Source organism: Sphingobium xenophagum, from assembly GCF_031457465.1.
GTDB classification, from domain to species: Bacteria; Pseudomonadota; Alphaproteobacteria; order Sphingomonadales; family Sphingomonadaceae; genus Sphingobium; species Sphingobium xenophagum_A.
The window spans coordinates 1-6,840 of the sequence record NZ_JAVDWV010000038.1 but is presented as its reverse complement, the minus strand read 5'-3'; the positions used below and the strand labels follow the sequence as shown (position 1 = coordinate 6,840).

Genomic DNA, 6,840 nt, shown 5'->3' with positions numbered 1-6,840 from the left:
CAAATCACGCCCGCACAAATAGGCCGGACATATGAAAGCAACCGATCAAACCCGTCCCGACAGAAAGCCCTTGCCATAGGGGGCGTCCACATATGCCATAGGGGGCGTCCAGATATGAATCTAGACCTATCCATCATTCTGGCCGTTACCGTCCTCCGGCGCGGCATTTCAGATCGTCGGGGCGCGGCAAGATATTACGTTTCTGAAACCTGTGGCGTATACCTGGTGGGTTGGCGCGATCGGCGCGGCCCCGGATTGACGCGTGCTTGTGCTTCGCGCAACGTGGGAGAAACTGATCTAACGTTTGCTGGTATCGGTTTTTGCGTATCACCGCGCGTGCTTCTCAAGCAGGCTTTTCACGATTATGCCCAAACCCTTGGTCAAGCGACACGATAGCGATGGCGTGGCTACGTTGACCCTGAACAGGCCTGAGGTGCTGAACGCGATCTCGGCGGATAGCTTTCGGGAACTGCGCGCGCATGTCGACGACATAGTGGCGCGGCCCGATGAGGTGGGATGTGTCGTCCTGTGTGGGGCTGGCCGCTCGTTTTGCGCCGGCGCCGACCTCAAGGCGTTCAAGAACCGCAAGCCGACAGATTCCGACCCTACGACCTTTAACCGCGCAACAATGACGGCCCTTGCTTCTCTGCCTCAACCGGTCATCGCCGCCGTGCACGGCCACTGCATGACCGGTGGCCTCGAGCTGGCTTTGACAAGCGACATCATCATCGCGGCAGATAACACCCGCTTTGCTGACACACACCAGAAATTGGGTCTTCATGCCGGTTGGGGCCTCACCCAACGGCTGCCGCGTCGGATCGGCAGCGCAATGGCCAAGGAAATGATGTTTTCCGGCCGCGAAGTCCTAACCGATGAGGCGCTGCGCATCGGCCTGGTCAACCGGGTGGTCCCGCTCGACCGGCTGCAGGACGAGGTGCAGGCCTTGGCGGCGTTGATTGCAAGCCATCCACGCGGTGTCGCGCGGTGGGTAAAGACCGTGATCGACAAGGGGAGCGAGATGACGCTGGGCGATGGATTGGCTCTGGAGATCGAGACGAACCCGGGCCGCAACCCGGATCTCGAAGCACGCCTGTCGAAGGGCGGATTTTGACCGCGCCCGCATCAGTGACCGCAGGCAACCTGCCCGAGCGCATCGTCCCCACCTCTCGAGCAGGCGCCGCGCAGCTGCTCGACAGCGACCTGTTCGCGGGCATGCGCCTGCCGCTCGTCGCCGCGCCGATGTTTCTGGTCACGGGTCCTGATATCGTGATCGAGGCTTGCAAGTCCGGCATCATGGCAGGCGCGGCCTCGGCTTCGGCTCGCTCGCCCGAAGAATATGACGAGTGGCTCGAACGCATCGAACGTGAACTGGCCGCTTTTGAGAGCAAGACGGGCCGCCAGCCCGGCCCCTATGCCGCCAACCTCAGCGCCGGGGCCGGAAAGGATAAGCAGCGCGCAGCCATATTCGAAAGGCAGCTCGACATCTGCAAGCGCCGACGCATCCCGATCGTCATCAGCGTGGGCGGCGCGCCGGCCGACCTTGTCAAGGAGGTGCATGGCTGGGGGGGCGTCGTGTTCCACGATGCAACCAGCGTGCGGCACGCGGAAAAAGCAGCCGAAGCGGGGGTAGACGGCATAAACCTCATCGCCGGCGGAGGTGGCGGTCATGCCGGTACTGTCAATCCGTTTGCGCTCGTGCCGCAGGTTCGTGAGTTCTTCGACGGCGTGATTGTGCTGGGCGGTGCGATCAGCACGGGCAGCGGGATGCTCGCAGCACAAGCGCTCGGCGCGGACCTTTGCTACATGGGCACTCGGTTCATCGCAACCCAGGAATCGATGGCGCCGCAAGCCTACAAGGACATGCTCGTCACCACCGGAACGAACGAGATCATTTACACTCCTGCCTTTACGCAGGGCGTGCCGTGCAACTTCATGAAGACGTCAATCCGCGCCAATGGCTTTGACCCCGATGATCTTTCGACCTCCGCCATGCCGGACAATCCACTCCATTCGGAGCGCAAGCCATGGCGCGACATCTGGGCGGCGGGCCATGGCGTGGGCCTGATCAGGGACATACCGACCGTCGCCGCCCTGGTGGACCGGATTGAACGCGAATACGACATCGCAGTATCCGGACTGGACGAACGCCTTGGGAACCGGGCCGGACGTCGCCCGACAGGATGACGAGCCGGCGGCGTTGCCATTCTGTTTTTGCAGTAAGGACTACCGGGGACGTGCTTGCGCAAGCCCCGACCCGAAGGTCCAGCTTATATCGTTAATAAGATCAGAGGAATGGATATGACCAAGAAACGTGTCGCGGTATGGGGTACCGGCCCGATCGGTATGCCGGGCCTCAGGGGCCTCATCAATCATCCCGAATACGAGCTTGTCGGGCTTCTTGCCTGGGCGCCGGAAAAGGTGGGTCGCGACGCAGGCGACATCGCCGGGCGCGAGAAAACGGGCGTGATCGCCACCGATAACCCCGCTGACCTGCTTGCCCTCGATCTCGATTGCCTCGTCTACCAGGGCAACTACTCGCACCGCGAAGGCCAATGCGTAGCCGACGTGATCCCGTTCCTTGAAGCGGGGGTGAATGTTGTCGGACCGGCCCTGATGGACCTGATCGCGCCCGAATTTGGACGCAAAGAATTTGTCGAGCCAATCGCGAAGGCTTGCGAGAAGGGCAACTCTTCGGTCTTCTGCGGCGGAACTGACCCAGGCTTTATGACGATCGGCCACTTGTTCAGCTTGCTTTCCGGAGCTGGTGAGGTGGATTCCGTCGATGTTTGTGAAATTTCCAATCTCAATGGCTACAGCAGCTTCCTGTCGATCGTGAACTGGGGCTTCAATCAGCCGCTCGATTACCGTGCACCAATGTTCTACGACGACATCGGCAAGGGTTGGCACGAGAGCACCATCTGGGGGATAGCGGACTATCTGGGCGTCGAACTGGACGAAATCGTCCAGACCTATGAGACCGCCGCCCTGGATCACGACTACGACGCCGCATGGGGCAAGGGTCTGGCCAACACCATCGCCGCGATCCGCTGGACTATGAAGGGCATGTACAAGGGCAAGCCGCTCATCATCTACCGCAAGGTCGAACGATGCCATACCGACGCCGGTCCGGAGTTCGAGCAGCCGCTGAACGGTGCGGAATGCGGATACCAGGTTATCATCAAGGGTGAGCCCAACATGCATACCGAGATGGCACTCAGCCTCTATGACGGATGCGCGATCACCGCCCTGCACCCGATCAACGCGATCAACGAGGTCTGCGCCGCAAAGCCCGGCATCCTCGGACAGCTGGACATGCCGCACTTCTGGACCAAGAACATCCGCCGATAACAGCCATAAACCTTTACCGCACGCACGGACCGTGCGCCGCCCTGTCAGCCGTCCAACGAACGTTTTCACAGCGTTGGACGGCTGACCGGCAAGGGTAAACAGCTGCAATGGCGCAGGGATGGAATGTCGCCCCGCTGCCTGCGGATTGATGCGGGGTCATCAATAGAAATCTTGAACAGCATTGATGAGGTCTGACCGTGATGATTGATGATGTCGCACAGCCGGGTTCACTTACCGGGCGATTGTTTGGCCGCGTGGCCATAGTAGCCGGCTCGGCTTCCGCCATAGGTTGCGGCATCGCTCGCCGCTTTGCGAGTGAGGGCGCTACTGTCGTCCTGATCGATGCCGACCCGGCAGCTGCGGAAAGAACTTCACACGCAATCGGGCAGTTCGGCGGAAGCGTTTGCATAATTGCCGAAGCACCGCCTAGTCGCGAGGCTGCCGACCGCACGATCGCGGACATTCTTGCGCGGTGCGGGCGGGTCGATATCCTTGTCGCCGCCGCTGACTATCGCACGACTTGGGAACGGCTTCTGGACAAGACCGAAGCAGCGTTCGACGAAGCGTTCCGCTCATTTCGCGAAGCCGCGGTCCTTTTGCAGGCGACACTGCCAGCCATGCGTGCAGGCGGAGGAGGATCGATCATCGCGCTCGGATCGACTTATGGTCAGTCCACCCAACCTTATATCGCCGATTACCTCGCCGCAAAGGCCGCGCTGAAATCGCTGGTATTCAGTGCTGCGCAAGAATGGGGCCCATTCAACATCCGTGCGAACCTGCTGACGGCGGCAGCGGATACTGAAGAGTTCCGCAAGTACCGGGAGAGGCGAGGCGCTAGCGAAATCGATGCCGGACTGGAGCAGTTGCCGATGCCTTATAGGGGCGATGTCGTGCGCGATATCGGCGGCGCGGCACTGTTTCTGGCATCGGATGACTCCCGCTATCTGACGGGCGAAGTCATCCATGCCGACGGCGGCGAACATCTGGCGACACCGCTATTCGAACCGGGCCTGGACAGGGCAGAGCAGATATGATGGGCCGACTGGAAAACCGCGTCGCCGTCGTGACCGGCGCAACGCAAGGCATCGGTAAAGGCATCGCGCTGCGTCTCGCGTCGGAAGGCGCAAGTATTGTCTTCTGCTCACGAAATTCTGAGTTGAGCGAAGATGTCCTTGCGCAGATCGCCGCGCGAGGGGCGAAGGGCGCTTATGTGCAGGCCGACCTGACGCAAAAGGAACAAGCCGAACACCTGATCAGCGAAGCAGTGGCGCGTTTCGGCAAGCTCGACATACTTGTCAACAATGCGCAGAGCCGGACACCTCCCGCCCCGATCACGGAAAGAGACGACGAGGATTTTCGCGGGCTGTACGAAGGGGGCGTGATGGGAAGCCTGTGGACCATGAAAGCCGCGTTCCCCCACATGCGTGACGCCGGCGGTGGGCGGATCGTAAACTTCAGTTCCTTCAGCGTTTCCGTCGGCATGCCCAACAAGTCGGATTACAACGTGGCAAAGGCCGGAATAGCCGCCTTGACCCGAACCGCGGCGCAGGAATGGGGGCGGTACGGGATAACCGTCAACGCCGTGTGCCCGGCCGGGGCCAACGAAGCCATACAGGCCTTCCTCGACAGCAATCCCGAGGCCTCCTCCGCGATCACCGGGGAAATCCCGTTAGGACGCCTTGGGGATTGCGAAAACGATATCGGCGCCGCCGTCGCGGGTCTGGTCTGTGACGACACGGGTTTCGTTACGGGCCATGTCCTGATGCTCGATGGAGGCGCGCATCTCAGGCCTATGAGGGGTGCGGGCAAGCTCCCCGTCAAGATCGCTCCGGTGTCGTGACACCGCCTCGCATCGCGCGGAATATATGATAGGGAATGCACCCGTGCGGATAATGACTTATACCAACCTGCATTGATCACGACCCACGCGCCCATTTGCGGCGTCCGATTGTCATGATGCGCCAGGGCTGATCGATCAGCCTGTTCCAGGCTTCGCGCCAAAGGTCGACGATGTTGTCGTGGGACGTGAAGATGGGGTTGGGTAGCCAGTTATCGCGCATGAACTGATGGGATGGACGCCCCCCGGCGGCATCGATGTGCCATAGTGGAGGTGTTGAAACACCACTTGAGGAGGCGTCCGTGTCTGAAGTTAGCACAATTGGGTTGGATATCGCCAAGTAAGTTTTTCACGCACACGGTGGGGATGCACGCGGGCACGCGCTGTTCAGCAAACGGATCAGCCGTGGCAAGCTGCTGGCGTGTGGATCGGCGTGCAAAAAGGACCCCGTTAGCGGGGTGATCGGCTTCTAAAAGGGACCCCTCATTTCGATGGTTTAAGCAGCTGGCTGGATTTTCAGGCGGCGAGATCGGGATGTTGGTTTTGGAGACAGTTTTACGGATCCGGCGTGAGTATGCCGGAGGCAAGGCGATCAAGGCGATCGCACGGGATCTTCATGTGTCGCGGAAGGTCATCCGCAAAGCGGTCCGAGCGCCGGAGGGGGCCTTTGATTATCAGCGCAAGGTTCCGCCGCTGCCCAGGATCGGTCCGTTCCAAGAGCGCCTGAACACGCTGCTGGAAGAGAACGAGTTGCGCGGCAGGCGTGAGCGGCTGCGGATGACGCGGATCCATGATCTGTTGGTGCGCGAAGGCTTTGAGGGATCCTACGATGCCGTGCGGCGCTACGCGGCGCGATGGAAGTTGGAACGGCGCAAAGATGCCGGCGAAGGTGTCACGGCCTTCATGCCGCTGATGTGCAGGCCAGGCGAGGCCTACCAGTTCGACTGGACCCATGAGGATGTCGAGATCGCCGGGGCACCGATGCGGGTGAAGGTCGCGCATATGCGACTGTGTGCATCACGCGCGGTCTATGTCCGGGCCTATCCTCGCGAGAGCCAGGAGATGCTGTTCGACGAGCATGCGCGCGGCTTTGCTTTCTTCGGCGGCGTGCCAGGGCGCGGCATCTAGGATAATATGAAGACGGCTGTGACGAGCGTGTTCACCGGCAAGGAACGGGTCTTCAACCGGCGGTTCCTGATCATGACCGACCATTGTATGGTCGAGCCCACGGCCTGCTCGCCCGCGGCGGGATGGGAGAAGGGTCAGGTCGAGAACCAGGTGCAGACGATCCGGGGTCGCTTCTTCCAGCCCCGGTTGCGGTTCGCCAGTCTCGAAGACCTCAATGGCTGGCTGGAGGCCGAGTGTCGGCGCTGGGCGGAACGGCAGCCCCATCCTGAACAGGGCGAGTTGACCGTGGCGCAGGTGCTGTAGATAGAACGATCTGCGCTGCAGCCGATGCTGGGACCGTTCGACGGCTTCAATGAGAGTGAGCATGCCGTGACCGGCACCTGCCTGATTAGCTTACGACCAACTGAGGACCTGTCAACGGGCATCGAAGATTCCGCAAAAGTGGGCTCTCCCGCAATTTCGGTGCAGGTGTCATGCCATGATACGCGCCCGGAGCAGGTCGAGGCCAGCCCGGCCGTACATGGAAC

Annotated in this window: 5 protein-coding genes and 3 pseudogenes; 7 read left to right on the top strand and 1 reads right to left on the bottom strand. The window is 61.1% G+C overall.

Annotated features, from left to right (window positions below; translation table 11 throughout):
- Positions 1 to 364 precede the first annotated feature (364 nt).
- From J2W40_RS20330 to J2W40_RS20310, 5 genes are all read left to right on the top strand, one after another.
- Complete coding sequence (locus tag J2W40_RS20330) at positions 365 to 1,111, top strand: enoyl-CoA hydratase/isomerase family protein (protein ID WP_310227775.1); 747 nt, start codon at positions 365 to 367, stop codon at positions 1,109 to 1,111.
- Entirely contained in the window at positions 1,108 to 2,184 is a 1,077-nt protein-coding gene (locus J2W40_RS20325) for an NAD(P)H-dependent flavin oxidoreductase (RefSeq protein WP_310227774.1), read from the top strand. Before J2W40_RS20330 ends, J2W40_RS20325 begins: the two co-directional genes overlap by 4 nt.
- Before the next feature lie 114 nt (positions 2,185 to 2,298).
- Positions 2,299 to 3,348 carry a hypothetical protein gene (locus J2W40_RS20320; protein ID WP_310227773.1) on the top strand — a complete coding sequence of 350 codons (1,050 nt, stop codon included), beginning with the start codon at positions 2,299 to 2,301 and terminating at the stop codon, positions 3,346 to 3,348.
- 200 nt (positions 3,349 to 3,548) lie between these two features.
- Positions 3,549 to 4,382: an SDR family NAD(P)-dependent oxidoreductase gene (locus J2W40_RS20315; RefSeq protein WP_310227772.1), complete on the top strand. Its 834-nt coding sequence runs from the start codon at positions 3,549 to 3,551 to the stop codon at positions 4,380 to 4,382.
- Positions 4,379 to 5,188, top strand: a complete 810-nt coding sequence (locus J2W40_RS20310; RefSeq protein ID WP_310227771.1) for an SDR family NAD(P)-dependent oxidoreductase — start codon at positions 4,379 to 4,381, stop codon at positions 5,186 to 5,188. The genes J2W40_RS20315 and J2W40_RS20310 overlap by 4 nt, the downstream gene beginning before the upstream one ends.
- A 76-nt stretch (positions 5,189 to 5,264) precedes the next feature.
- Here J2W40_RS20310 and J2W40_RS20305 read toward each other — a convergent pair.
- Positions 5,265 to 5,414: pseudogene (locus tag J2W40_RS20305) on the bottom strand (IS630 family transposase); the annotation flags it as partial.
- A 73-nt stretch (positions 5,415 to 5,487) separates the two neighbouring features.
- On the opposite strand from J2W40_RS20305, the pseudogene J2W40_RS20670 reads away from it, so the two are divergent.
- Positions 5,488 to 5,604, top strand: a pseudogene (locus J2W40_RS20670) (IS110 family transposase); the annotation flags it as partial.
- 115 nt (positions 5,605 to 5,719) lie between these two features.
- Positions 5,720 to 6,706 (top strand): annotated as a pseudogene (istA, locus tag J2W40_RS20300) (IS21 family transposase); the annotation flags it as partial.
- Positions 6,707 to 6,840 lie beyond the last annotated feature (134 nt).

Excerpts from the sequence above, each read along its gene's own strand:
- J2W40_RS20315 (WP_310227772.1), top strand. The coding sequence starts at position 3,549 with ATGATTGATGATGTCGCACAGCCGGGTTCACTTACCGGGCGATTGTTT.
- J2W40_RS20320 (WP_310227773.1), top strand. The coding sequence starts at position 2,299 with ATGACCAAGAAACGTGTCGCGGTATGGGGTACCGGCCCGATCGGTATG.
- J2W40_RS20310 (WP_310227771.1), top strand. The coding sequence starts at position 4,379 with ATGATGGGCCGACTGGAAAACCGCGTCGCCGTCGTGACCGGCGCAACG.
- J2W40_RS20330 (WP_310227775.1), top strand. The coding sequence starts at position 365 with ATGCCCAAACCCTTGGTCAAGCGACACGATAGCGATGGCGTGGCTACG.